Raw genomic sequence first — 24755 nt, 5'->3', positions numbered from 1 at the left:
GGACGCCAACGACTACATCAGGACAGGAATGAAGGATGTTTAAAAAACGCGACCCCTCGGGAAAAGACGCCGCTCATGTTGCCCTGGAAGCCATAAAAAGCCACTATTCCCAACAAAAATACGGTGACGCGATCACGCTGATCGAACAGGCAACGGCCATCCCGGCGGCGGAAAAAATAAACCTCCTCACCACCATAGGGCAGGCCACGGCCGGAAGTGCCAGACTGGACCTGGCCGAACGCGCATTCAGGGCGGCGCTTGCCGTGGATGGTCACCACACGGATACCCTCAGTAATCTCGCACTCATATTGTTTCATCAAAACAAATTGGTGGCCGCCGAAGAACTTTACCTCGCAGCCATCGCGTCGAAGCCCGATTTCGTGCCCGCATGGTATAACTACGGGCTCCTGCTCCTCGCCTGCCAGCGTTTCCCGGAAGCGGAACGTGCCTTTCGCGAAGCGCTGGCGCGCAGCCCGGAATGTCTGGATTGCCTCGTCCAGTTGGGCGTCACGCTGGCGCAGCAGGGCCGGCAGGAAGACGCGCGGGTGTTATTGGACAAGGCGCTGGACACGGACCCCAACCACGCCGTCGCCCTGCATCACAGGAATATGCTCGCGTTGGCCACCGGCGACCATTGCGGCGCCGAAGCCCTGTTCCGGCGGCGGATGCATCTGTACGGCGAAAATCCGTCGCTGCTGATCGGTCTGGGAATCGCCCTGCAGGAGCAGGGCCGGTTGACCGAAGCGGAAGAAATATTCAGAAGAACCGCCGATACCTATTCCGTGCATGCGGATGTCGGACATTATATTTTTCAGAATCTCGTGGCACAGCAACGCGAACGGGAAGCCGAGGCGTACATTCGATCCGCCATCGCCGATCATCCCCAGAGCCATTCTCTCCGCTATCCTCTGGGTACCCTGCTGTTCCAGCAGGGTCGTTATCCCGAAACCCTGGAAGTGCTGCTGCACACGTTAAACCTGAAGCCTGACCATGTCGATGCCCTCATCTTGTCAGGGCGGGCACTGTTTCAATTGAAGTATGTGGATGAGGCGGTGGAGACCTTCCACAGGGCGCTGGAACTTCTGCCGGAGTCTGCGGATGCGCAATTTCATCTGAGCGTTGCCCTGATCCACATGGGAGAATGCCGGACGGCAGAGGGCATGATCCGCAAGCTGCTCGAAAACCAGCCGGACAACGCCGCAGCGCTGGTGAACCTGGCGATCTGCCTGGAGAAACTGGGCGAGGTCGAGGCTGCCGAAACGACTCTGCGGAAGGCCGGGAATCTGGCGCCCACCGACCTTCGGGTGCGGGTCGCCCTTGCCGAGATACTCCAACGACAGAAAAATTACGCGGAATCTTTCGCACTGATAGAACCACTGTTGTCATGGGAAAGCGGCGGAGAAGGGGAAAATTACGCCGTCAACGCCTGGTTCATTGCCGGAAACCACCACCACAGCCATCGGCAATACGCCAAAGCGTTCGCCTGTTACCGTCAGGGACATCAGATGCTGCAAAAGGTCGAACCCTTCGATTTCCAGGCCATGGCCGACACCCTGCGGAATGACCTGGACAGGTATGATCGCTGGAAGGGCCGCATGGCGGTGGCGACGCCAAACGGTCCGACCCCCTTGTTCATCGTCGGCATGCCCCGGTCCGGAACCAGTCTGCTGCATCAGATGTTGGACATGCACGCCGACATCGACGGCCTTGGCGAACTCCGGCATCTTCCCCAGGCCGCCGCCAAACTGCGGAGCCTGCGCCTCGACTCCGAAAACCTGACGGATCACATCGGCGCAATTCGCCAATGGTATCTGGACAGGATCCGGCACCGATGGACCGGAAGCCGATACTTTATCGACAAGCTGCCCACCAATTTTCTGTTTCTGGGCAGCGCAAAACTCCTGTTCCCGGAAGCAAAAGTCATTTACTGCCGACGCGATGCGCGCGACAACTGCCTTTCCATATTTCAGCAGAACATGGTCGGGGACCATGCCTACAGCCACGACCTCGACAGCCTGGGAAAATACTATCGCGCGCATCTGAAAACCCTCGCCCAATGGCAATCCCGCATGGCGGAGGATGTCATTACCGTAGGCTATGAAGACATCGTCGCCGACCCCGAAAACGGCATCCGGGAAATATTGCAATTCCTGAAGTTGGAGTACGATCCGCGCTGCCTGGATTTTACCGAAAACACCCGGATGCTGCAGACGGCCAGCCGCCTGCAGGTCAAAGAGCCCATCTACCGTTCGGCCATCGGCAAATGGGAAGCTTACACCGGACACCTCGCGCCGCTGCTGACCGCGCTCGGGCAGGGGGACTGAAAAGCCGGATTTGCGGCCCGGCACCTTTCACCAGGAGAGGAACATTTCCTTCCCGATATCGGAAAACCCCAGCTTCCGGTACAGGGTGACGGCCGCGGTGTTCGCGGTGAACACGTGCAGCACCAGGCCGGTGGCCCCCGCCGCGCGCGCCTGCTCCGCCACGTGCGCCAGCAGCCTGCGGCCGTGTCCCTGTCCCCGGTGCGCGTCCTCGATCATGATCCACAGCAGGGAGGACGCCCGCTCGGGCACCGCCATATACCACGCACCGCCGATGATGTTCTTTTTCCACTTCGCCGCGACCAGGTGACGGTGGGTCAGGCCCGCGTCGTCCTGCTGGACGCCCTGGATCTGATGGTATGCCAGATCGTGCGCCACTTCCTGGGAATATCCCATCGCTTGCTGCAACTGCGTCGTCTGGTAGGCCACCAGCCCCGCAAAGAATCTGGGCCGGTAAGCGGGTGGCATGTTCACATAGCTTGCTTCTGCAGGACGGATTGCCGGCACGAATACTCCCATTATCTGTTCAAAAGATCCTCGCACCGTCCTCCCCAAGGGGGCCGACAAATGCCCGGACGGCGCTGTAAGCGGCCATTACTCTGGGGCAGGCTGGGCGATCTGTCAAACCCGGAGAATCCCGTGGAATAGCGGTACCTCAACGCCATACGGTAACGTTTTGTTGCGGTCCGTAACGCCATTTACCCCGGCCGTGGAAATCGGACCCGCAGGTAATCCAATAAATATCGGCACATGGCCATACGCCCGGTTTGGCGCAAAAATTGCGTATGCCGACACAGGGTTTCATTCGGGAGAGGCATCGTCGTGCATACAGCGCCGGAGCATATGGCAGAAAGCTCGAGTCACCGGAGTGCGGCGCCTGCCGACGCCGCGCCGGCTTCACCGCACCTGCTCGAGGAGCTTCATCTGGTGCGGAGGGAGTTGGGGCATCTGGCCGCGGAGCTGCGCTTTCATCAGGCCAGCGGCGAGCCCGCCGAACTGGACGAGTGGATATTCTCCCTGATTTTTCTGGAAGCGCGCTTGAGCAGGCTGGCACAGGATCTCGCCGGACCGGACGGCGCCCGGCCTGGCGTCCCGTTCCCGGAATGGCAACATTCCGCGCTCGGCAAGCCGTCATAGAACGACGCCGGAACAGGCTCATGTACCGAAGTATTCCCATGGCATTCATCTGGATGGTCGTCCTGATCTACTTCCTGCCCTCCGTCCGCGCCTGGAAAAACGGCTGTCGTCATGCGCATTGGCGCAGGCTGCTGTTGCTGAATGGATTGCTGGGATGGACGGGAGTGTTCTGGTGGCAGGTCTGGAAACAGGCACGCTGGTCCAGCCCCATGATATTTGTCGGGAAACCGGCGCCATACTATTTTCGCGGAGACGAACACCCGCCGTTGCGCCCAGGGAGGGTCGCCCTTGCGGTGAGCGGTGCCTTGCTGGCGGTGGCGCTGATGCTGATGGGCCACTGAGCAGGCGCTTGAGCCAAGGCCCTGGGCCCGGCGATGGCAAAAAGCGGCCGATCTCGGTGACCGGCGCGCGGAAAGTGGTCTGCGGGCCGTGAGCGCCCGCGGAGGGCTACAGGCCGCCCAGACCGCCTGCGCCACTGGCTGACGTGTTGATGCCGAGGGACAGCAGGGACGCCTGTGCCGGTGTCTGGTTGATGCCGATGGACACCAGACCGCCCACCGACAGGGCGAAGCCCGACCCCTGACCGCCGCCCAGTCCGCCCAGGAGGCTGCCGAGGTCATTCACCACCCCGCCGGCGAGACTGCCGAGCAGGCCCTGCACATCCGCGGCCAGTGCCCCGCCGGCACTGCCGTTGCTGGTGGTGGCGCTCACCTGGGCGATGCTGGCGCTGCCCCCCGGCGTATTGATGGAGACGGAAGCCAGCTTGTCCACCTGGACTTGCGCGCCGTTGCCCTGGCCGGTGATCCCGCCCAGCAGACCGCCCACCGTGTTGACCAGATCCGCCAGCAAACCGCCGACGGTGCCCTGAACATTGGCGAATATCCCTGTTGATCCACTCATGTCATTCTCCTCGAAATCGTTTTCCTTGGATTACACCCGGAAACGGCCCGGCACGGGGGGCCGATATGGCCACCCCGTGCCGGATGGATGGAACCGTCCCGCGCCGTCTTCCGCCTTACAGACTGCCCAACAGGCCACCCAGCAGACCGGTGCTGCCGCCCGTCAGGCCGGTTACCGCGCCGGTGACCGGCGCCAGGGCGCCCACCGTGCCGGAAAGCAGGCTGGGCACCGTGGAGCTGACCGCCGCCAGGGCGTTGCCGGCGTTGCCCACCACGTTGTTGAGCAGGCCTTCGGTTGCGCCCAGCGTTGCGCCGACGGCAAAGGTCGCGATGGCCGCGGTGTTGCCCACATTGGCCGTCACATTGTTGAGGAGGCTTTCCGCATTGGTGGTGACGCCACTCACGGCGCTGCCCAGGGTGCCCACCAGACCGCCAGCCACGCCTTCCACCGCGCCCAGGGTGGAGGTCGCCGTGGAGGCGACGCCGGACAGAATGCCGCTGACGCTGGAAGCCGCCCCGCCCACGTCGCCCAGGAGTCCGGACAACAGCCCGCCGGCACCGGAGGCCGCCGTGCTGCTGCCGCCCAACAAACCACTCAACAGGCTACCAAGGTTCAAAATTGACATTGATCATTTCTCCATAGTCAGTAGGTTACGTGTCCCGCTCGCGCCCCTGCCGCGCAGGGACAGCAGCGAACAGCATATTGCATGCCAGTTTTTATGGGGATTCATCATTCCCTTCTATCGTGTTGATAATGTCCGGATAAGCGGGCCGCGAGCAGCTTTAGAACATGAGAATAAGCTGTTAAATGCGGATAGCTTTGGTGACACCATGGGAAATGGTGTTACGCATTGCTTCCCTCGCCTGGAGGAACGTATCCCCCCGCGTCGGCGGAATATCCCGGCGGGAAGGCGGCAACGGGTCAATGTTGGTTACCCGTTGGGGCTGGTGGATACGGTGTTGGTAACCTTCGGCATCTTTCGATACTCCTATCTATTTGTTTTGTATGTACCTGTTCTGGTGTTTCAGGGGTGGCACGGCTCGTGCTTATACTCTGCTTACGTTATCCACCCAGGAAACGAATGCGGTATCACGAAGTGTTGCTGCGCCGCCGGATGGAGTGGCCTCGGGCGATCCCTGAGACCGCCATCCGGCACCACCCCCCGGCCCCGCGCCCTGCGGAAGGCCGGTGTGGTTGGTTTCGTTGTCTGTAACAGCATGTAACAGACGTGGCAAAACGTTCTACGCTGCTTCTAGACCAAGAGTGGAATTGGACCGCCCATAAAATGAGTAATTGTTGATATTCCGATGTACTTCTCCTTGCAATATTATCCTGTTAGACTAATTTTCCCGATGGCAAGATTTCTTTGATGCCCGCATAACGCAATGACCGGTCGGTGGAGACGGGGTTGGCACGCAGTTTGCTGGTTGTTGGCTGCGGGTCGGGCGGATGGGACTCTGCCGTTGGGAACGGACATTTTCTTGGGTGGATTATGAAGGAGAACGAGCGATGAAGACGTTGCAGCATGCTGTAGCCCGTTTCGTGCGGGAGGAAGAAGGGGTCACCGCCATCGAGTACGGCCTGATTGCCGGTTTGATTGCGGTGGCGATTATTATTTCAGTACAGGCACTGGGTTTGAAATTGGCCAGCCTGTTTAGTTACATAACTGGCCAGCTCAAGGTCCCGTAAGTTCTTTAATGTGAAAGAAATCCGTGGAATGGGCACGGCAATCCCTGGCCATCGGGTGGCCATATTGGGATCGAAGTGACGCTCTACGCTGGCTGATGCTGCGGCAGGAAGCCGAATTTGATCAGTTTCTTGATCCAGCGAGAAGCATTGCGCTGCACACTCAGTGCCTCATAGTCCGTATCGGCATCCCGGTAGTACTTGCCGTGTGAGAGCATGAAGTAGATGATGCGCAGCATTTTGTGGGCCAGGGCGATGATGGAGCGCTTGTGCCCCCTACGGACGACCAGACTCTGGAACTTGGAGCGCAGGGCGCAGTGGGTACGACTGGCGGCGTGGGCGCATTCGCAGAGGATCCGACGGACATACGGGTTGCCCTTGCGGGTTCGCCCACTTTTCCGTTTTCCGGCAGACTCATTGTTCCCGGGACAAAGGCCGGTCCAGGAGGCCAGTCGATCGGCGCTCCCAAAGACGCTCATGTCGTCTCCGATTTCGACCAGCAGCAAGGCAGCACCCACGGTATCGATGCCCGGCAAGGTCTGCAGGAGTTCGAGAGCATTCTTTTGCGGCTTCAAGCCCTCCAGCAGTTGGACATCGAAGCGCGCGATTTGGGCCTCCAGAGACTCGATATGGCGGAGCGTCTCGTCCAGGACAAAGCGGTGACTGGCACTCAACTCGCCTTGCAGGGCATCCAGGATCTCCTCCTGGCTGGCTTTGAGCCGTCGGCTGGCCAGTCGGAGTACGGCCTCCGGGGGACTCCCCTGAATCAGGGCCTGGATCATGGCCCGGGCCGATTGCCCATGGATATCGCTGACCACCACCCCCAGTCGAATTCCGCCATCGGTCAGCACCTTGTGCAAGCGGTTTTTCTCCGACGAGAGCATGCCCACCAGATTTTGCCGCTGTCGGGCGATCAGCCGCAGCTCCCGCAGTTGTGCCGGGGGAACGAAGGAACCCCGCAGCAGTCCGGCTCGAGCCAGGGTGGCGAGCCACTCTGCATCCCCAACATCGGTCTTGCGACCGGGGACCTGTTTGACGTGCCTGGCGTTCACGACCTGTGCCTGGATCCCCACCTTTTCCAGGGCCGCATAGGGACTCTTCCAGTAGATCCCGGTGCTCTCCATGACCACCGTATCGGGCCGATGGGAGGCACACCACAGGGCCAATGCCTTCCGGTCCTTCTGAAAAGCACCAAATTGCCGGCGCTCAATCGTAACGTTTCCGTCAGGGTCCGTGAGAATGGCACAGGCGGTGACCTGGGCCTGATGAACATCCAGTCCGATAACCCGGTGAAAGAGGGATTGCAGTTCCATAACGACGTCTCTCCAATTACTATCAAAGGGAGAGATGGCGAATGCCAGCGCCGAAATCACCAGCCTGTGGCAAGCCTCAGGCGGCCCTTTTAATGTGCGCTCTCAAGGGAGGCAATCCGGGGTACGAGTCGGCCTGGCGGGTCACGTTAGAGTCGGGATGGAATCACCAAAAACTTGCTCGACCTCAATCCGCCATCTCCTCACCCCCCATTCTCTTTCATCCTCTGGGGTGGCGCGAGTCGCAATGTCCGTTAGAATGATTTTACTTGCGGGGTGGAGCGGTTGTAACACTCCGCAAGCATACAGTCGGGCAAAGTTACTGTAGCTAAACATTGCGAAAAATCGCCTTCTCGCAGGCGGGACGGCAGTCCCCAGGGGATTTTTCACAATGACCATAAACGGGAGGAAGTGTGGGATGGGAGGAAATGGGCGTGGCCTTGTGGGCGGTGTGGGGGGCGCAGGGCGACTACCGTCGCCAGCGGTTGCCCAACCGCCTGACCCTGAGCGCCCTGGCGCTGGGGCTGGCGGTGCTGCCGCTGACGGGGCGCTGTCTCCTGGGCGCGCCCTGGAGCGCCGCCCTGCTGGGGGTCGCCGCCGCTTTTCTCGCCCTGCTGCCCGCCTATGTCTGGCGCCTGGTGGCGGCGGGCGACGTCAAGTTTTTCATGGCCATGGGCGCCCTGGGCGGGGTGGATGTGCTGTTCCCGATCTATCTCGCGGCGGGGGTCATCACCCTGGCGCTGGTGGCCCGCGACCGCCTGTTCACGGGCACGGTGCAGCGGCAATACCCCTACGGCGTGGGTCTGGGTCTGGGCTGCGCGCTGGTGGTGCTCAGTCACTGGCGGCTGGCCCTGCACTGGCCCCTGTCATGACGGCGGCCATGACAGGGGTCCATGACCGGTCGGCGGAGCGGGGTCAGGCGGCCATCGAGTTCGCCATCGTCTTCCTGCTCTTCTTCGCCATGCTCTGGGGCATCCTCACCTTCGGCTTCATTTTCGCCGCCCAGAACACCCTGACCCTGGCGGCGGAAAACGGCGCGCGGGCGGCCCTGCGCTACCAGCCCGCCACCACCACGGCCGGCGCCACCGCCGCGCGAATCAGCGCGGCGACGACCATGGCGACCCAGACCGTACAGTGGTTGCAGAACTTCACTCCTGCCTACGATCCGGCGGCTTATCTCACGGCGACTTCCGCGCCCTGCACCTATAACGCCAACCTGATCTGCTTTCATGTGCAGATCAGCTACCCCTACGCGCAGCATCCGCTGATTCCGCCTTTCCCGGGCTTCGGCCTGTTCGCCCCCACGCAACTGGTGGGCAAGGCGACCATGCAGGTGGATCCGGGCAATTTGTTGCCGGGGGGCTGAGGCGGTCAGATTTCGGTCAAGCAATGATTCATCACGCCGGCCATCAGGCCATTCAGAACATAGACGGGTGCCCGCCCAGGCGAGGCCACCACAGGGAGGAAACGTAGCATGGGAAATACCGCGAAGATCGTGATCGCGATACTGGTCTTGCTGGCCATCGCCTTGGGGGTGTCCGCCTATCTGGTCAGCCAACCCAGTCCGGTAGTGCAGAGCAAAACCAGTGCGGCGGCGCCGCAGCAGCCGACGGCGGGGGTGGCCGTGGTGGTGGCGGCCAAAACCCTGTCGGCGGGATTCCCCATCCCGCCGGACGGGGTCAAGGTCCTGCATTACCCCGAATTTCCCGCCGGCGCCTTCCATGAGACCGCGCACGTCGTCGGCAAGGTGCCGCAGGTGAACATCGGCATGGGCGCCCCGGTGATGTCCAGCAACCTGTTGTCCGGTCTGGCCACCCAGGTGCCCGAAGGGGATGTGGCCATGGCCATCGACGTCAACAAGGCCATCGCCGTGGGGGACCATCTGCAGCCCGGCGATTACGTCGATGTCTTCACCACCCTGGCCGGTGACCAGATGACCATGCACGGCGGCTGGCCGACCCAGAGCCGCCTGCTGCTGGCCGATCTGCGGGTACTGGCGGTGGGGCCGCAGACGGTGGTGCGCCATGTCGCCCAGGGCGAGCCGTCGGCTTTTGGTCCGGCGGCCGGCTCGGCGGGCTCCAGCAACCAGCCGCCCCGGGAGCCGCCCAGCACCGTGGTGCTGCAAGTGCCCGTCGCCTCCGCCGCGACCCTGGCGCTGGCCAGCGGTCAGGGCCATCTCCTGCTCGCGCTGCGCAACCCCAAGGACCATACCTTGCCCGATACCGGGGCCTTCCCGACTCCGTCGCCGGCGTTGCCGCCCGCGGAACTGCCCGTCGCGCAACGCAAGGCGGCCCTGGCAAAGCCGGAGAACCGGGCCTATGCCGGCCTGACCCTGCCGGGTCTGGCGGGCAAGAGCAAAGCGGCCGAGCGCGCGATGCATCCGTTGCCTCCGCCGCCCATGATGGAGATCTATCAGGGTGGACAAAAAACAGCGGTACCCTACTGAAGAGGCCTGAACGATGCGCAAATGGATGATGAGCAGTTTGGCGGTGGCGACCCTGGCGGCGCTGGGCTCCCAGGGCGCCTGGGCGGAAGGGCCGGCGGCGGAGGGCGGCGCCCATCCCTCCTGGGCCGCGCACCAGAGCGGCGGGTACCGCGCGCTGAATATCCCGGTGGGCACCCAGCAGACCCTGAGTTTCACCGAGCCGGCCTACCGGGTGGCCGTCGGCAACCCGAAAACGGCATCGGTGGCGCCGCTGCCGCGTTCCGGCGGCCGGCAGTTTCTGATCACCGGCCTCAGTACCGGCACCACCAGCCTGCTGGTCTGGAACCTCGGCCACAAGACGCCGAAGGTCTGGCAGCTTCAGGTCAGCGTGCCGGTGCCCGGAGCGCCTCTGGCGGCGCCGGCGCCGGGCATGCCCGAAGTGCGCGCCCAGGGCGATGCCGTCACCCTGTCCGGCGCGGTGGCGGACCAGGTGAAACACGAAGCGGCCCTGGAAGCGGCGGCGCTGGCCGCCGGCAAAACCGGCAAGGTCATCGACCAGTCGGTGATTCCGGTGGATGACGAGGTGCAGGTCGGCGTCAAGGTGGTGGAGTTCAGCAAGGCGCAGTTGAAGAATGTCGGTATCAACATTTTCTCCAGCACCGGCGGTTTCAGCCTGGGCACCTTCGGTCCCTCCACCCTGACCTCGGCCAATTATCCGGTATCCCTGGCGAGCGGCGGCCCGGGGGCGCTGGCGATCACCGGCGTGGCGCCCTTCACCCAGGCCTTCAATCTGGTGGGCGGGGTCGGCAACAGCGGCCTGAGCAGCTACCTCAGCTTGCTGGAGGGCAACAATATCCTCCGGGTGCTGGCGGAACCGACGCTGGTGGCGATGAACGGCCAGCAGGCGAGCTTCCTCGCCGGTGGCGAAATCCCGATTCCCGTACCGCAAAGCAGCGGGGTCGGCACCCCCACCATCACCATCCAGTACAAAAAATATGGCGTGCAGCTCGATCTGACCCCCACCATCCTCAGCGCCCACCGGATCGCCCTGCATGTGGCGCCGTCGGTCAGCTCTCTCGACTATACCAACGCCATCACCCTCAACGGCTATTCGGTGCCCGCCCTGCTGGTCCGTCAGGCCGACACTACCGTCACCCTCGGCAATGGCGAGAGTCTGGTCATCGGCGGTCTGGTGGATCGCCAGATGCAGCAAAACATCAGCAAAGTGCCGATCCTGGGGGATCTCCCCATACTGGGCGCCTTCTTCCGTTCCATTCAGTATTCCAAGCAGGACATGGAACTCGCCATCATCGTCACCCCGCGTCTGGTGCGCCCCATCGCCGCCGGAGCCAAGCTCCCGCCCTTGCCGGGAGCGGCCTTTGCCCATTCCCGCTTCAATCTGGGCAAGGCGGTATTGTTGCCCGGGTCGGACTATAACCAGCCCGACAACGGTCCCGGATACAGTCAATGAGCGTAGAGCCCGCCGCCCGCTTTGAACAGGCCACCGGCCCGGTGGTCGTGCTGGCTCTGTCCCGGCGCCCGGAATGCCTGGCGTGGATACGGCAGGCCCTCGATGGTCTGGCCACCGTGCTGCCGGTCAACGCCCGGCAGAACGAAATCTCCGCCGCCATCGGGCAGAGCGGTGCCGCTCTGCTGATCGTGGACTTTGGCGCGGAGAGTGACGATTACGGCACCGTATTCGACAGCCTGCATCAGGCTTTCCCCGATCTCCGGCTGATCGGCATAGCGCCGGTGTCCGATCAGCGGGTGCTGCTGGCGGCCATGCGCGCCCAGTCGGTGGATTTCGTGCAAAGCGGCGGCGCGCCGGAACCCCTGCGCATGGCGGTGGGCCGCATCCTGTCCCAGACCCGGCAGCGGCGCGCGCGCGCCGGCAAGCTGGTGGTGGTGGCGGGCGGTGTCGGCAGCGGCTGCACCACCCTGGCGTGCAATCTGGCGGCGTCCCTCTCCGCACTCCACCCGCAGAGCGCGGAGCTGCTGCTGGATTTCGGCGCCCCGGTCGGGACCGCCGCCACCTATATGGGCATAGCGCCGCGCGTCGCCTTTGCCGAGGCGGTGCGCAATCTGGAACGTTGCGACAAGACGTATCTGGACACGGCCATTGCCCAAAATACCCGTGGCCTCGGAGTATTGCCGCTGTTCGCGGCGGCCCGGGATCTGCGCGGACTGAATCTCAGCGAAGTCTTTCAGATGCTGGCGATCATCCTGTCGATATATCATCTGGTGGTGGCCGATATCGGCGGAGCGGTGTTCAGCGAGGTCAGCCAGTATCTGCTGCAGGCGGCGGATGAGATCGTCGTGGTCTGCGACCAGTCGGTGGCGGGCATTCTCGAAGGGAAAAAAATCGCCGCCAATCTGCGGGAAAAGATCGGCACTCGCCTGCAGGCGAGTGTGGTGGTGAATCATTACGAGCCTGCGCTGGGTGTCGATGCGGTGCATGTGGGAGAGGCGCTGGGGTTGCCCCTGCTCGGCCAGGGCATCGTCCCCGAACGGCGCCTGCCCCTGATTCAGGCGATGAACGGCGGCGCATTGGCGGTCGATGCCCTTCCGAAGGACGCCTACAGTCGTGCGGTACAGCAATGTGCCGGGTTGCTGGCGGGCCGTATCTGGCCGGACAGCAACCCGGAGGGAACCCGTGGAGCGACCGGCTGGTTGCGCCGGTGGAGGACGATGGCATGACCGACGACAGTCCCTTTGGCGCGCAGCCTTTCGATATGGCCACCGCGAAGGCGTTGAACCAGCAGGATGCCTACCAGCAGTTCAAAGGCTATCTGCATCTGCGGCTCATCGACCGGGTCGAAGAGATCGGCGCCGATTTCGCGGAGCTGAGTCGTGGCGCCGTCTATCGTTTCGTCTCGCTGGAACTGGACCGCCTGATGGCGGAGCGCCCCTATCCGCTGAACGAAAAAGAAACCGAGGTGCTCATCAACCAGCTCACCGACGAGCTGACTGGCTACGGCCCGCTGGAAACGGCGCTCAAGGATCCCGAGGTCGAAGATATTCTGGTGAACGGACCTCGTGAAATCTATCTGGGACGGAAAGGTACGCTGGAGCACAGTGATCTGGTGTTTCAGGATGAAGCCCATCTGATGCGTATCATCTATCGTCTGTTGGGCGCCACCGGCAGACGGGTGGACGAGTCGTCGCCGACCGTGGACGCGCGTCTGAGCAACGTGGGGCGCATCAATGTCGTGATTCCGCCCCTGGCCCTGAACGGACCGGTCATTTCCATCCGGCGTTTCCCGGCACATCCGCTGCGCGCCGAGGATCTGATCGAGAAGGCCACGCTCAATGCGCCCATCCTCCAGTTTCTGGAGTTCGCGGTGCGCGCGCGCTGCAACATCCTGGTATCCGGCGGCACCAGCAGCGGCAAGACCACCTTCCTCAACGTCATCGCCAGCTTTATCTCCGATGAGGAGCGGGTGGTGACCATCGAAGACACCGCGGAACTGCAACTGCAGAGCAGGCATGTGGTGCGTCTGGAAAGCCGTCCCGGCGGGCATGACGGGGCGGGCACCGTCAACGTTCGCGATCTGCTGCGCAACACCCTGCGCATGCGCCCCGACCGGATCGTCGTCGGCGAGGTGCGCGGCGGCGAGGCCCTGGAGATGATGCAGGCCATGACCACCGGCCATGATGGTTCACTGGGCACGATCCACGCCAACTCCCCCCGGGAGGCCTTGCAGCGCCTGGAAATCCTGCTCAGCTTCGGCGGTTTTCCGGGCAATGAATCCAGCATGCGGCGGCAGATCGCTTCGGCCATCGACCTCATCGTCCAGATCGAGCGTTTTCCCGACGGGCGGCGCCGCATCACCTCCGTCACCGAAGTGACCGGCGTCGGCGACAACATCATCGCCACCCAGGAGCATTTCCGTTACGAACCCCAGGTGAACCGGGAAAACAAGACGGTCGACCGCTGGATATCCACGGGGATCAATCCGCGCAGTCCGAAACTCGCCAAGTATCGTCCCGAATCCTCCGAGAAGGATCAGTTCGGGTGGCTGGAATGATGGCCCTGGGTCTGATCGTTTCCGCCCTGTTGCTTCTCGGCATCGCGGCGGGCGTCTGGCTCTCCTTCCGGCAGCGGGAGGCGTTTCCGGATGCCCTGCGCGAGCGCCTGCGGGCCTTCGACGCGCACACGGGCAAAGCGGGGGATACGGAATCCGCCCAGGACGATCTGCTGGACCATGCCGCCCGGTACAAAAAGGAATCCTTCCTGCTCCAGGCGGAGGAATGGCTGCGGCGGGCGGGGTTGCGGCCCAAATCCTATCTCCCCAAGGCCGCCATCGTCGGCCTGCTGATCACTCTGTTGCTGGCGCTTCTGGTCAGCGACTGGCTGGCGCTGGCGTTCATCCTCATCTTTTATCCATTGGCTCTGTGGGGGCATATCCGCTACCGGATCGGTTTGCGGCGCAGCGCCGCGATTCTCGCCCTGCCGGGTTTTCTGGATGCGGTGGTGCGCGCCTCGCGGGTGGGCGCCAGTCTGCCCGCCGCGCTCCTGAGCGCCACCAAGGATGCCCATGGACCGGTGCGGGAGGTGTTCAACCAGATCATGCGCCGCCAGCAATCCGGAACCCCCATCGACCAGGCCATGCTGACGGTGGGCAAACGCTACCAGATGCAGGAACTGGCGATCATCGCCACCGTGCTGCGCCTGAACATGCGCTACGGCGGGCGTACCGACGTCGTGCTCGAACGCATCGCCGACTGGTTGCGGGGGAGGGTGATGGCCCAGGCGGAGTTCAACGCCCTGTCCGCCGAAACCCGGTTGGGGGCGCTCATTCTCAGTCTGATGATTCCCGGGCTCGCCCTCTACATCGTGCTGATGAACCACAGCTACCTGCAGGGCATGTGGGCGGTATCGACCGGGCGCATGCTCCTGGTCGCCGGTGGAACCCTGCTGGTGACCGGAGTGGTTCTGCTCAATCGTATGGCCAAGTTGAGGTGACGCCATCATGCTGAACCTGCATGCCTTATTGACCGCTCTGGCCGTCGCGAGCATCGCCCTGGCGGTACTGCTGGGCGTCTTCTTCTGGGCATATCGTCTGGTGATGATCGCCCGCGCCCGCTCGGCCATGGATCGCGTCGCCCCGAAGCTGGAAGCCGGCAGTGAACCGTCGGAAGTGGCCGCGCAGATGGAGCGGGGGCCGCTGGCCAACGTGCGCTGGGACCTGCTGGATCGCTGGCGGAGCGGCGAGGATGCCCGCCTGCTCCTCAGGGCCGGCTACCGGCGGCCAGCCGCCCCCAGTATTTTCAACACGATACGCTTTCTGCTGCCGGTCGTGCTCGTGGTGGTGACCGGGATGACCGAACATCTGCTGGCGCCGCACATGCTCAAACTCACCTTCTGGATGAGCCTTCTGGCGGTGGCCATTGTTGGCTACCTGCTCCCCAAATTCATCCTGGAGAGCAAGGCCAAAAGTCGCGGTGACGCGGTGAATGCGGAAATCCCGTTTTTCGTGGACATGCTGGCCCTTCTGCAGGGCGTCGGCCTGAGCCTGGAGCAAAGTCTCGCGTCCCTGGCGCAGACCAGCGAGGCGGGAATCCCGCTGCTCGCCGGCGAGATGCGCGAAATGGGCAAGCATATCGCCATTGGTCGCCCCCGCGTGGAGGCGATGCAGAAGCTGGCGGAACAACTGGGCGACCCGGATTTTGAGGAGCTGGTAAACATGCTCCGGCAGATCGAACGTTTTGGTGGCGACGTTGCCCAGCCCCTGCGGGATTTCGCCGGCCGCCTTCAGGAAAAACGGCAGATGGCCCTGCGCGAAAGGGTCGGAAAGCTCAACGTCAAGATGACGGCGGTGATGACCCTGACCATGCTGCCGGCGTTGTTGCTGATCACGGCGGGTCCCGCGGTGCTCGCGTTGCTGCGTTTCTTCGACAAGATGGGATGAAGATGACCGCCCGGAACCGTGCCCGTGGAATCCAGAACCTGAGCAGGGGGTTGGCCGTATTCTGCATCCTGGCCGCCGGGGGGTGTGCCACCCATCCGTCGCCACCGGTCGTTGCCAACGCGCCGGAGCCAAAGGTTTCCTCCTCCGATCTGCGGGGGTTGAGTCTGCAATTGATCCAGAAAATGGAAGCCGAGCAGAAGTGGTATGCGGCCATTTCCTATCTGGACCGCTACCTGAAAGAGTGGCCGGCCTCGGATCAGACCGATCTGTTGCGTGCCCGCGCCCTCGCGGCTACGGGTGAGCCGGCCCAGGCCGAGCGCTATTTTCGGCGGGTATTGGGTACTCCCCTCGCCGCACAGGGGTACCAGGGTCTGGGCCTCATTGCCGCGCGCGGCGGCGACATCACCCGGGCCATCCCGCTTTTCCAACGCGCCACACGGGAGGATCCCACGAACGCCGGGATACTGAATGATCTGGGTTACGCCGCCCTGCAGGGCAAGGCCTGGAATGTCGCGCGCAATGCCCTGTTTCGCGCCGGAGAGCTCGCCCCGCAGGACGAGCGGGTGTGGAGCAATATCGCCCTGTACTACCTGCTGCGCGGCGATAGCTTCCGGGCGCAGCAGATCATGGGTGCGCACGATTTTAGTTGGACGGTCTCCCAGCGCATCCGCCGCGAAGCCGACCAGATGACGGGCGTGCCCACCCCCACCGGCGACCATCCTTCCGCAGCGGCGCCCGCGCCCTCGGGAGCGGTCATGCCCGCATTCCCCAATCCGCCGTTGACGCAATTGTTTTCTTCCGGTAATGCCGGGCCAGCCACCGAACCCAGGAGCGTGCCATGAACCGCAACACCCACCTTTCCACCCGCCTGTCGCGGATGCTGCTGGCCTTTTGCGCCCTGGGGGTAACGCCCCTCGCCTCCGCCGATGGTGCTTCGGATTACCTGCAGCCACCGATTCTCGGCTGGCATGAATTGCCGAAGGTGGTGGTACCCGCAGCGGCGGCGCCAGTCGCGCCGGTGGCCTCGGTGGCCGCAACGCCAGCCGCACCAGCCGCACCAGCCGCCGCCCTTCCCGCGCGTGCCCCTGTCGTGCCGCCGGCGCCGCTGCCGCCGGCGCCCGCACTGCCGCCTCCAGCCACGGAAGCGGTCGTTCCGCCGGTCATCCATAGTGCGGCCGTGGCGAACACCAGCCCGCCGCCCGCGCCCCCGGTTGCGCGACGGCAGAGCGCCGTGCAAAGGTTGCTCGCTTTCCAGAGCGAAGCCGAGGACCCCGGCACTTTTCAGCCGATCCTTGGTGTCGAGGCTCAGCAGAGTTTCAAGAACTACCTGAAATCCTTTACGGGCGGTTCCGGTTCCACTTCGTCGTCTTCGACGAAAAACGCAGGGAGCAGCGTCGCCCTGCAAGGAATGAGCAATGGTCAGTCTGGCGGTAATGCTTCAGGTTATTGATCCACGCCGGTGGCGTGCCGGAAGGGGCGAGCGGGGCGATATCGCCATCATCGCCGCCATCGTCATGCCCATCATGATCCTGGCGTTGGCCTTCGGCATCGACATCGGCCATATGGCCTATGTACAGCGCAATCTGCAGAAGATCGCCGATATGGCGGCCATCGCCGGTGCGGAAGACGTTCCCAACGCCCAGTCCTTGGCGACGGGCAACGCCGTCAAAAACGGGCTGCAGACGTCATCCACCCAAATAACGGTCACTCCCGGCAACTGGAATCCGCAGATCGAGACCGGTCCCAGCTATTTTTCCGCTGCTGTACCCTATGGCCATCAGGCCAACGCCGTACAGGTGCAATTGTCCGAGAGCGTGCCGTACTTCTTTTTTTTCGGGCCCGCGAAAACCGTGCAGGCGCAAGCCATCGCCTGGGTGCCCAATCCGGCGGCGGGGTTCTCCCTGTCCAGCACCCTGCTCAACGTCAGCGAACAGCAGTCTGCGTTGCTGAATAGCCTGCTCGGGGGACTGCTGGGCATCCATAATCTGAACCTGGGCGTGGCGGCCTTCAACGGACTGTTGAACACCTCCGTGTCCCTGGGGCAGTTGGCGCAGTCCATTGGCGTGGGTACCGTGAACAACCTGCTGGACGCCAATCTGACCCTGCCCGGCCTGTTTACCGGCGCCCTGAAGGCCGTCGGAAACCAGGCGGCCGGCGGCGGCCTGCTGAGCACCCAGAGTGCCACCGGCGCCTTGCAGACGTTGGTCGGATCCACCACGGCACAGGGCACCATTCAGCTCAGTAAAATCCTCAAGCTCGGTCTGGCCGACAAAAACGCCGCCGTCAACGCGCAGGTCAACCTGCTCGACCTCGTCACCGCCTCTGCCATGCTGTCCAACCAGAAGCATTTCATCCAGATCCCCGACATCGGAATTCACCTGGGCGGGTTGGTGAATGTCTCCCTGGGCCTAAACGTGATTTCACCTCCCTCCATCGCCTATGGTGAACCCGGCAGGGACACCAGCGGGCAGTGGCGCACTCAGGCCCATACTGCGCAAGTAGCGCTGGCTTTACATATTCAGCTCTTGCAACTCGGGGCGCTGCTGGGGGGTAATACCGGGGTAGTCGACATTCCAATCTATCTGGAAGTAGCGCCCGCCCAGGCGCATCTGACCAGCCTGACCTGCGGGACGCCGGTATCCCAGTCTCAGGTCGGCATCGGCGCCAATACTGGGGTGCTCACCGCCATTGTCGGAGATGTACCCTCTACTGCGCTCAATAACACGGTACAATCTTTGAATCAGTTGACCCAGAATGCTCAGGGCGCAACCCTGGTGAATGCAACTCTTCTGGGATTACCCATACTTACTGTCACCATGAAAAAGCCGCTCATCGTGCCGCTGAGCGCCCAAGGCTTAAATGGCTACCAGGAACTGAACTTCACGGGTACGCCTTCCCAGACACAGGATGTGACCACCAACGCCCTGGGTTCCGCCGTGGCCCAGACGCTCCAGGCCCTGGAGACGGAACTGCAAACACCGGGTGCGCTAAATATCAACGCGGTGCTTAATGTTATTCAATTGCCAGCGGGAGGAATTGTTGCTGCGTTGCTCAGTATTTTGAATCCCATCCTGACCCCGCTACTCAGTGCTCTGGATAGCTTGCTTACGCCGGTTCTGAATCTGTTGGGCATTCAGGTTGGGCAGGCGGCGGTGAACTACAACGCCCTCAGTTGCGGCACCATCCCGCCGGTTCTGGTGTACTGATGAACATGATTCGTGTTTTGGTCTGGGAAGGACAGCATGATTTCGCCAAGCGTCTGGAACGCTGTCTGAGTCAACATGCCGACGCCGAGGTCATCCGCTACGATGACGAGGTGGATCATCCGTCCAGCATGGAAGCCATGGACGTGGATATCGTTTTCATAAGCACCACGGCGCTGCGACGTTATGAAAAAAACCACCTTGCCTGGAAACGGATAGAGGGCGTACCGGTCATCTGGGTGGGTAGCGGCGAGCAGAGCATCTATGCGACGACGCCGCTATCCGAACGGGTCGTGTTGCCCGCCTACTTCAACTGCGCGAGCCTGTCTGCCGTACTGAAACACACCCTGCATACGGTGACGCAGGGCGCAACCGACCGGCCGCTACCGGGGGATGACGCCATCTCGCTCACGGAATTGCCCATGGCCAAAGATGGGGATTTCGTCTATCAGTCGCCCTGTATGCACCGCCTGGTGGGTAACGCCCGTCTTTATGGCGCATTGTCGGTGAATGTGCTGATCCGCGGTGCCAGCGGTACCGGAAAGGAATACGTCGCCCGTCTGGTGGCGGATTCCCACCCCGAGTACCGCTCTGGTCCCTTTGTGCCGGTGAACTGCGCGGCCATTCCCGATGCGCTTTTCGAGTCGCTTTTTTTCGGGCATGTCCGGGGCGCATTTACGGGTGCCGTACGCGATCACCCGGGTTTTTTGCGCGAGGCCAATAACGGCACCCTGTATCTGGACGAAATCGGCGACCTGCCTTTTTATCAGCAGGTGAAGTTGTTGCGCGCGCTGGAGGACGGGGTGATCCACCCGGTGGGCAGCAACGAGACGATGCGGATCAATTTCCGCCTGGTCACCGCCACCAACCGACCGCTCATCAACATGATCCGGGAAGGGACCTTCCGGCTGGATCTCTATCATCGCATCAGTGTGGTTGAACTCTACATACCCACTCTGCAGGAACGTGGTGGGGACGAAAAGTGGCTGCTGTTCACCCACGCTTTCCGGTTGGCCCTGGAAAAGTTTTCCGGCGATGATATCGCCTCTCCGGAACTGCCAGGCTGGCTCAAGGACTGGGTTTATACTTCCCAGTTTCCGGGTAACGTGCGTGAATTATTCAACCGGGCGGCGCGTCTTGCCGCCTTTTACCTCGGCCATGGGGTTTTGGAGCAGACCGAATGCATGCATCTTTTGCGCGCCGGAGAAATCGACTGCGAAACCACCGGGGTCTGCGCTCCGCCGGACTTTTCAACCAGGGCGGAGGAGCGGAGCCAGGTCCTGGACGCGCTGGAAAAAAACCAGTGGCGTCGACTGGAAACGGCTGAGGCACTGGGCTGGAGCCGCAAGACGTTGTGGCTCAAAATGAAAAAATACGGATTATCTGGATAACACCGAACCGACGCACAGTCGGAACATCAGCAGCAGCGACCAAGATCAGTCGAACGACCGGTTTGCGGCCGCAAGGCCATTACGCGTTTTTACAGGGAGAAACAGGATGCGAGATATGGAAAAGCAAAACGGAAAACGGAGTATCCGGATGGCGGTATTCGCCGTCGTCATGGGTGTCTTGCCCTTCACCGCCGTGGCCCGGGCGGGCACTGACAGCAGCAACGCTGCGCCGTCCGCACCCGCTGTGAGCGCCCGGCAGGCCGTGCCGTCCACCGCGCCGGCAGAGGCCCCCGTACTGACTCAGCATGTGTTGCAGTTGATCAAGGAACACCGGCTGGTGGAACTGCGGACCATCTATAACGGCCCCTTCGCGGCGGCCATGTTCTTTAATCCGAGTACGCTCAATTATACGGTCGTCCTGCTCAAGAACCACGATTTCTGGTGGGTCGGACAAACCGCCGACGGTCACAAGGCGGAAATGCTGTACACCAAACTGGCGACGCAAACCATACGGTTATCTGCCCCGGACATCGCAAAAATTCAGTTGGATGCGCGTATCGCGGTGGCGCGCAGCAGCCTGCTGGCACAACAAAAGCGCGAAGCGGAACTGGAGCAGCAGATATCCGCCCAGCAAAAGATCATGCAGGCGGGAACCGCAGCCCAGAGCCAGCTTCTCTCCGAAGCGCAGGCGCTGAATTCCCGGCGCCAGGAACTGCAGCGCCAACTGGACCAAACCAATGCCGCGATTGCCGGATTGCAGAGCAAGGCGCAGGAAGGCCCGTCTCTGGGTGATCTGCAAACGCTTCCCTCGGCGTCTGCTCCGGTCGGGACCACCCCCCAGCAGAAGCCGAGAATTCAGATGCGGGCTACTGCGCATCCATGACGGCGGAAGAAAACCACGGCGGCGCCACCGGGCCCGCCGCTCAAGGCAAGGCCGGTGGCATTGCCTCCAGCGGGCTGCAATGCCTCGCGCTGATCGCCGGGTATTACCAGCGGCCGTGTAACGCGGAGCAGTTGGCGCGCGCTCTGGGCATGTCCGAACCCATTCTGCCGCTTGGCAAAATCATTCTGGCGGCCCGCGAAGTGCGTCTGGTGGCGAAGGCGGTTCAGTTGAAATGGACGGATCTGGCCCGCCAGACGTATCCGGTGATGGCCGAGTTGCGGGATGGCAATTACCTCGTGCTGGCCCGCTTCGAGAATAACCGCCTGGTCGCGGTGGATCCGCAGCGTGGTCAACTGATACTGGATGAAGCCACCCTCCATCAGGTCTGGACCGGACGGGTGTTGCTCATCAAGCCGCGCTTCGAGTGGAACGCGGCGGGGCAACGCTTCGGGTTGCGCTGGTTCATTCCCATCATTCTCAAATACCGGCAACCGGTCATCGAAGTCCTGGTGGCGGCTTTCGTGGTGCAGATGTTTGGTCTGGCCATGCCGTTGTTCATCCAGTTGGTGATCGACCGGGTGCTGGTCTATCACAGTCTGCCCACCCTGGACATTCTGGCGGTGGGGATGCTGGTGGTGATCGCCTTCGAAACCACCCTGAATGTGCTCAAAACGCTGATGATGACCCATACGACCAATCGTATCGACGTCACCCTCGGCGCGCGTCTGTTCGCCCACGTGCTGCGTATCCCCATGCGCTATTTTGAATCCCGGACCGTCGGCTCGACCGTGGCGCGGGTGCGGGAACTGGAGGTGGTACGGCAGTTTCTGACCGGACCCACCCTCATGGCGTTCATCGACGTGTGGTTCGTCGGCATTTTCCTCGTCGTATTGTTCTTTTACAGTGTGCGCCTGACCCTGGTGGTGCTGGCCACCATTCCCTTCATGGTCGGCATATCCCTCCTGGTGTTTCCCATTCTGCGACGGCTGTTGCAGGAGCGCTTCGACCGGGGCGCCGAAAACCAGTCCTTTCTGGTGGAGACCATCACCGGTATTCAGACGGTCAAGGCGCTGGCTGTGGAGTCCCGCATCTACCAGCGCTGGGAGCAGAGTCTGTCGCGCTATGTGATGGCTTCCTACCGCGTCGACCGTCTGGCCGGAGTCACCGGCTCCCTGACCCAAATGATTCAACGGATGGGGACGCTGGCGATTCTCTGGGTGGGGGTCAAACTCACCTTGTCCGGAGACATCAGCGTCGGCGAACTGATCGCCTTTCAGATGATCTCCGGCCAGGTGACCGGCCCCATCCTCCGTCTGGCGCAGTTGTGGCAGCATTTTCAGCAGGTCGGGGTTTCCGTGAGCCGTATGGGCGATTTGATGAATACGCCGGCGGAGCCGGTAATCGACATCGGCAAGGCCTCGCCGGGTTCGCTGCATGGCCGGGTCACCCTGGAAAATGTGCACTTTCGTTATACGGCGGATGGTGACGAGGTGCTCAAGGGCATCAGCTTTGATATTCCCGCGGGCTCCTTTGTCGGCATCGTCGGGCGCAGCGGTTCCGGCAAGAGCACCCTGGCGAAGATGTTGCAGCGTTTGTATCTGCCGGATTCGGGCAATGTGCTGATCGACGGCATCGATCTGCGCCATGTGGAGCCCAATTGGCTGCGCCGCCAGATCGGCGTGGTGCTTCAGGATAACTTTCTGTTTTCGGGAACCATCCGGGAAAATATAGCGATGGTTTATCCCGAGGCGCCCCTGGACAGGATCATTGCCGCGGCGGAACTCGCTGGTGCCCACGAGTTCATCAGCAAGCTCCCCGACGCCTACGACACCAAGGTAGGCGAACGGGGGGATTCGCTGTCGGGAGGCCAGAGGCAACGCATCGCCATCGCCCGCGCGCTGCTGGGCGATCCGCGGATATTGATTTTTGATGAAGCCACCAGTGCGCTGGATTATGAATCCGAGCGCATCATCTGGAAAAACCTCTCCAAAATCTGCCAGGGGCGGACGGTGTTCATGGCGGCGCACCGCCTGGCGTCCATTCGCTCGGCGGATATCGTCCTCGTCCTGGATGATGGCCGATTGGCGGAATATGGCGCGCATCAGGCGTTGATGGCCCAGAAAGGGATCTATGCCCTGTTGGCCCGCGACGAAGCAGAGGAGGGGGCCTGATATGGGACAGCTCAGCAACAACCTGCGCGGCAGTCTGGCGGAGGCTCGGGAACGGAACCGCCAGGCGGCCCTGAAAAAGCTCGAAAACGAGTTTCTGCCGCCATTGCTGGAAATTCAGGAACGACCGCCGGCACCCTGGCAGCACTGGATACTCTGGACACTGCTGGCGCTGCTCTTCGTCGCGTTGCTGTGGTCTTATCTGGGCAAGATCAATATCGTGGCAACGGCGACCGGGCAGTTCATCCCCGACGGGCGGGTCAAGGTGGTACAGCCCCTGTCCACGGCCACCGTCGAACGCATCTATGTGCATGACGGCGAGACGGTGCACAAGGGGCAACTTCTGGTGTCGCTCAATCCGGCGATAACCCAGGCGAATCTGCAGGCCACCCAGCAGGAGCTGGCCTTCCGGAATCTGCAGCAGGCGCGTATCCACGCGCAACTGAGCGGGCGAAGCGCCATTGCACCCGCATCGGGCACCAACCCTGAATACATACGGATGGAGAAGGCGTTACAGGCCGCCCAGGAGGCCGATTATCAAAGCCGTCTGCAGGCGGCGCAGTCGCGTGCAGACCAGAATGCCACGGCGCTGAACTCGGCACGGGCATTGGCCCAGAGTCTGCAGAATCAGGAGGCGCTGTTGCACCCCCAGGTCGTCGCCGATGCCTCTCTTGCGCAAAGCGGCGCCATCCCCCGCATGGAGTACGAAAATGCGCGGCAAAAGGAACTTGGCCTGCAAAGCCGGATCGCCCAGAACCAGGGAGATATCGCTCGTTATCTGCAAAGGCAGGTGGAATACCGCCAGGACATCGAAGGCATCAAGGCGAACTATCACGCCACCCTGTTGCATAGTCTCGGAGAAAATGCCCAGTCGCTGATTTCGTTGCAGGCGCAACAAACCCACGCCAGCCATGATTTATCCCTGCACGAATTACGCTCGCCGGTGGACGGCATCGTGCAGGATCTCGCGGTACGCAACGTGGGCGAGGTGGTGACCGCCGCACAACCGGTCGTCAGTATCGTCCCCAGCGGTACACCGCTGGTGGTGGAGGCGTATCTGCCCGATGCCCACATGGCTTTCGTGCATGTCGGTCAGACAGCGCGGGTAAAAGTCTCCGCCTATCCTTTCGAGCAGTACGGCGCCCTGCAAGGGGTTGTCCAGAAAATCAGCCCCGATGCCGTTTCTCCGAGCGGGTCCGGTAAGGCCCTGACTGGTGAGGGATTATCCTACCGGGTGCGCATCACCGTCCCCCACCCTTATCTGATGGTACATGGGGTTTCCGTGAAAATGCGTCCGGGCATGACCGTATCCGCCAACATCAACACCGGCAGGCGTCGGATCATCCAGTTTTTCCTGGGTCCCTTATTCCGCGACTGGGATGAAGGACTATCGGTTCGATGAAGAAGCGGAGATCATGC

General features: G+C 62.3%; 23 protein-coding genes. 19 read left to right on the top strand and 4 right to left on the bottom strand.

Annotated features, from left to right (window positions below; genetic code table 11):
* Window positions 1-35: 35 nt before the first annotated feature.
* Window positions 36-2324: a tetratricopeptide repeat-containing sulfotransferase family protein gene (locus AFE_RS12460; RefSeq protein ID WP_012537351.1), complete on the top strand. Its 2289-nt coding sequence runs from the start codon at window positions 36-38 to the stop codon at window positions 2322-2324.
* A gap of 27 nt (window positions 2325-2351) precedes the next feature.
* Here the strand turns inward: AFE_RS12460 and AFE_RS12455 are convergent, their stop codons facing one another.
* Window positions 2352-2828 (bottom strand): GNAT family N-acetyltransferase, encoded by a 477-nt coding sequence (locus AFE_RS12455; RefSeq protein ID WP_012537350.1) that lies wholly within the window; start codon window positions 2826-2828, stop codon window positions 2352-2354.
* 336 nt (window positions 2829-3164) lie between these two features.
* On the opposite strand from AFE_RS12455, the gene AFE_RS16405 reads away from it, so the two are divergent.
* Both AFE_RS16405 and AFE_RS12445 read left to right on the top strand, forming a co-directional pair.
* A complete protein-coding gene (locus AFE_RS16405) occupies window positions 3165-3458 on the top strand; it encodes a hypothetical protein (RefSeq protein ID WP_009567550.1) in 294 nt (97 codons plus the stop codon).
* A gap of 38 nt (window positions 3459-3496) precedes the next feature.
* The gene (locus tag AFE_RS12445) at window positions 3497-3799 is read left to right on the top strand and encodes a superinfection immunity protein (RefSeq protein WP_157293205.1); all 303 of its coding nucleotides are present in this window, start codon (window positions 3497-3499) and stop codon (window positions 3797-3799) included.
* Window positions 3800-3905: 106 nt separating this feature from the next.
* Here the strand turns inward: AFE_RS12445 and AFE_RS12440 are convergent, their stop codons facing one another.
* Both AFE_RS12440 and AFE_RS12435 read right to left on the bottom strand, forming a co-directional pair.
* Complete coding sequence (locus tag AFE_RS12440) at window positions 3906-4358, bottom strand: hypothetical protein (protein WP_009567548.1); 453 nt, start codon at window positions 4356-4358, stop codon at window positions 3906-3908.
* Window positions 4359-4473: 115 nt separating this feature from the next.
* Entirely contained in the window at window positions 4474-4983 is a 510-nt protein-coding gene (locus AFE_RS12435; RefSeq protein WP_009567547.1) for a hypothetical protein, read from the bottom strand.
* 884 nt (window positions 4984-5867) lie between these two features.
* Here AFE_RS12435 and AFE_RS12430 point away from each other — a divergent pair.
* The gene (locus AFE_RS12430; RefSeq protein ID WP_009567546.1) at window positions 5868-6047 is read left to right on the top strand and encodes a Flp family type IVb pilin; all 180 of its coding nucleotides are present in this window, start codon (window positions 5868-5870) and stop codon (window positions 6045-6047) included.
* 83 nt (window positions 6048-6130) lie between these two features.
* Here AFE_RS12430 and AFE_RS12425 read toward each other — a convergent pair whose 3' ends face one another.
* The gene (locus tag AFE_RS12425) at window positions 6131-7357 is read right to left on the bottom strand and encodes an IS110-like element ISAfe3 family transposase (RefSeq protein ID WP_012606582.1); all 1227 of its coding nucleotides are present in this window, start codon (window positions 7355-7357) and stop codon (window positions 6131-6133) included.
* Between the two features lie 410 nt (window positions 7358-7767).
* Between AFE_RS12425 and AFE_RS12420 the strand changes: the two genes are divergently transcribed.
* The 15 genes from AFE_RS12420 to AFE_RS12350 all read left to right on the top strand — a co-directional run bounded on the left by AFE_RS12420 (window position 7768) and on the right by AFE_RS12350 (window position 24738).
* Entirely contained in the window at window positions 7768-8226 is a 459-nt protein-coding gene (locus AFE_RS12420; RefSeq protein WP_009567545.1) for a prepilin peptidase, read from the top strand.
* An 8-nt stretch (window positions 8227-8234) separates the two neighbouring features.
* Window positions 8235-8720, top strand: a complete 486-nt coding sequence (locus AFE_RS12415; protein ID WP_012607506.1) for a TadE/TadG family type IV pilus assembly protein — start codon at window positions 8235-8237, stop codon at window positions 8718-8720.
* Window positions 8721-8828: 108 nt separating this feature from the next.
* The gene (cpaB, locus tag AFE_RS12410; RefSeq protein ID WP_009567543.1) at window positions 8829-9800 is read left to right on the top strand and encodes a Flp pilus assembly protein CpaB; all 972 of its coding nucleotides are present in this window, start codon (window positions 8829-8831) and stop codon (window positions 9798-9800) included.
* 25 nt (window positions 9801-9825) lie between these two features.
* Entirely contained in the window at window positions 9826-11250 is a 1425-nt protein-coding gene (locus AFE_RS12405) for a type II and III secretion system protein family protein (RefSeq protein WP_230456313.1), read from the top strand.
* Window positions 11247-12476 (top strand): pilus assembly protein CpaE, encoded by a 1230-nt coding sequence (locus AFE_RS12400; RefSeq protein ID WP_012537345.1) that lies wholly within the window; start codon window positions 11247-11249, stop codon window positions 12474-12476. The genes AFE_RS12405 and AFE_RS12400 overlap by 4 nt, the downstream gene beginning before the upstream one ends.
* Window positions 12473-13807, top strand: a complete 1335-nt coding sequence (locus tag AFE_RS12395) for a CpaF family protein (RefSeq protein WP_012607505.1) — start codon at window positions 12473-12475, stop codon at window positions 13805-13807. The genes AFE_RS12400 and AFE_RS12395 overlap by 4 nt, the downstream gene beginning before the upstream one ends.
* Window positions 13804-14745, top strand: a complete 942-nt coding sequence (locus AFE_RS12390) for a type II secretion system F family protein (RefSeq protein WP_012537343.1) — start codon at window positions 13804-13806, stop codon at window positions 14743-14745. The genes AFE_RS12395 and AFE_RS12390 overlap by 4 nt, the downstream gene beginning before the upstream one ends.
* A gap of 7 nt (window positions 14746-14752) precedes the next feature.
* Window positions 14753-15691, top strand: coding sequence for a type II secretion system F family protein (locus AFE_RS12385; RefSeq protein ID WP_012537342.1), 939 nt, complete (start codon window positions 14753-14755; stop codon window positions 15689-15691).
* A 2-nt stretch (window positions 15692-15693) separates the two neighbouring features.
* Window positions 15694-16533 (top strand): tetratricopeptide repeat protein, encoded by an 840-nt coding sequence (locus AFE_RS12380; protein ID WP_012537341.1) that lies wholly within the window; start codon window positions 15694-15696, stop codon window positions 16531-16533.
* The gene (locus AFE_RS12375; RefSeq protein ID WP_012537340.1) at window positions 16530-17141 is read left to right on the top strand and encodes a hypothetical protein; all 612 of its coding nucleotides are present in this window, start codon (window positions 16530-16532) and stop codon (window positions 17139-17141) included. The genes AFE_RS12380 and AFE_RS12375 overlap by 4 nt, the downstream gene beginning before the upstream one ends.
* Entirely contained in the window at window positions 17107-18897 is a 1791-nt protein-coding gene (locus AFE_RS12370; protein WP_012537339.1) for a TadG family pilus assembly protein, read from the top strand. The genes AFE_RS12375 and AFE_RS12370 overlap by 35 nt, the downstream gene beginning before the upstream one ends.
* Complete coding sequence (locus AFE_RS12365; protein WP_012537338.1) at window positions 18897-20285, top strand: sigma-54-dependent Fis family transcriptional regulator; 1389 nt, start codon at window positions 18897-18899, stop codon at window positions 20283-20285. The genes AFE_RS12370 and AFE_RS12365 overlap by 1 nt, the downstream gene beginning before the upstream one ends.
* 115 nt (window positions 20286-20400) lie before the next feature.
* Complete coding sequence (locus AFE_RS12360; RefSeq protein WP_157293192.1) at window positions 20401-21168, top strand: DUF2968 domain-containing protein; 768 nt, start codon at window positions 20401-20403, stop codon at window positions 21166-21168.
* Window positions 21165-23339, top strand: a complete 2175-nt coding sequence (locus AFE_RS12355; RefSeq protein ID WP_012537336.1) for a peptidase domain-containing ABC transporter — start codon at window positions 21165-21167, stop codon at window positions 23337-23339. The genes AFE_RS12360 and AFE_RS12355 overlap by 4 nt, the downstream gene beginning before the upstream one ends.
* Before the next feature lies 1 nt (window position 23340).
* A complete protein-coding gene (locus tag AFE_RS12350; protein WP_012537335.1) occupies window positions 23341-24738 on the top strand; it encodes an HlyD family type I secretion periplasmic adaptor subunit in 1398 nt (465 codons plus the stop codon).
* The last annotated feature ends 17 nt before the right edge of the window (window positions 24739-24755 follow it).

Origin of the sequence: Acidithiobacillus ferrooxidans ATCC 23270 (assembly GCF_000021485.1) — a bacterium.
Taxonomy (GTDB): Bacteria; Pseudomonadota; Gammaproteobacteria; order Acidithiobacillales; family Acidithiobacillaceae; genus Acidithiobacillus; species Acidithiobacillus ferrooxidans.
The sequence above is the reverse complement of the archived record's forward strand: the minus strand, read 5'-3'. Positions and strand labels throughout refer to the sequence as shown.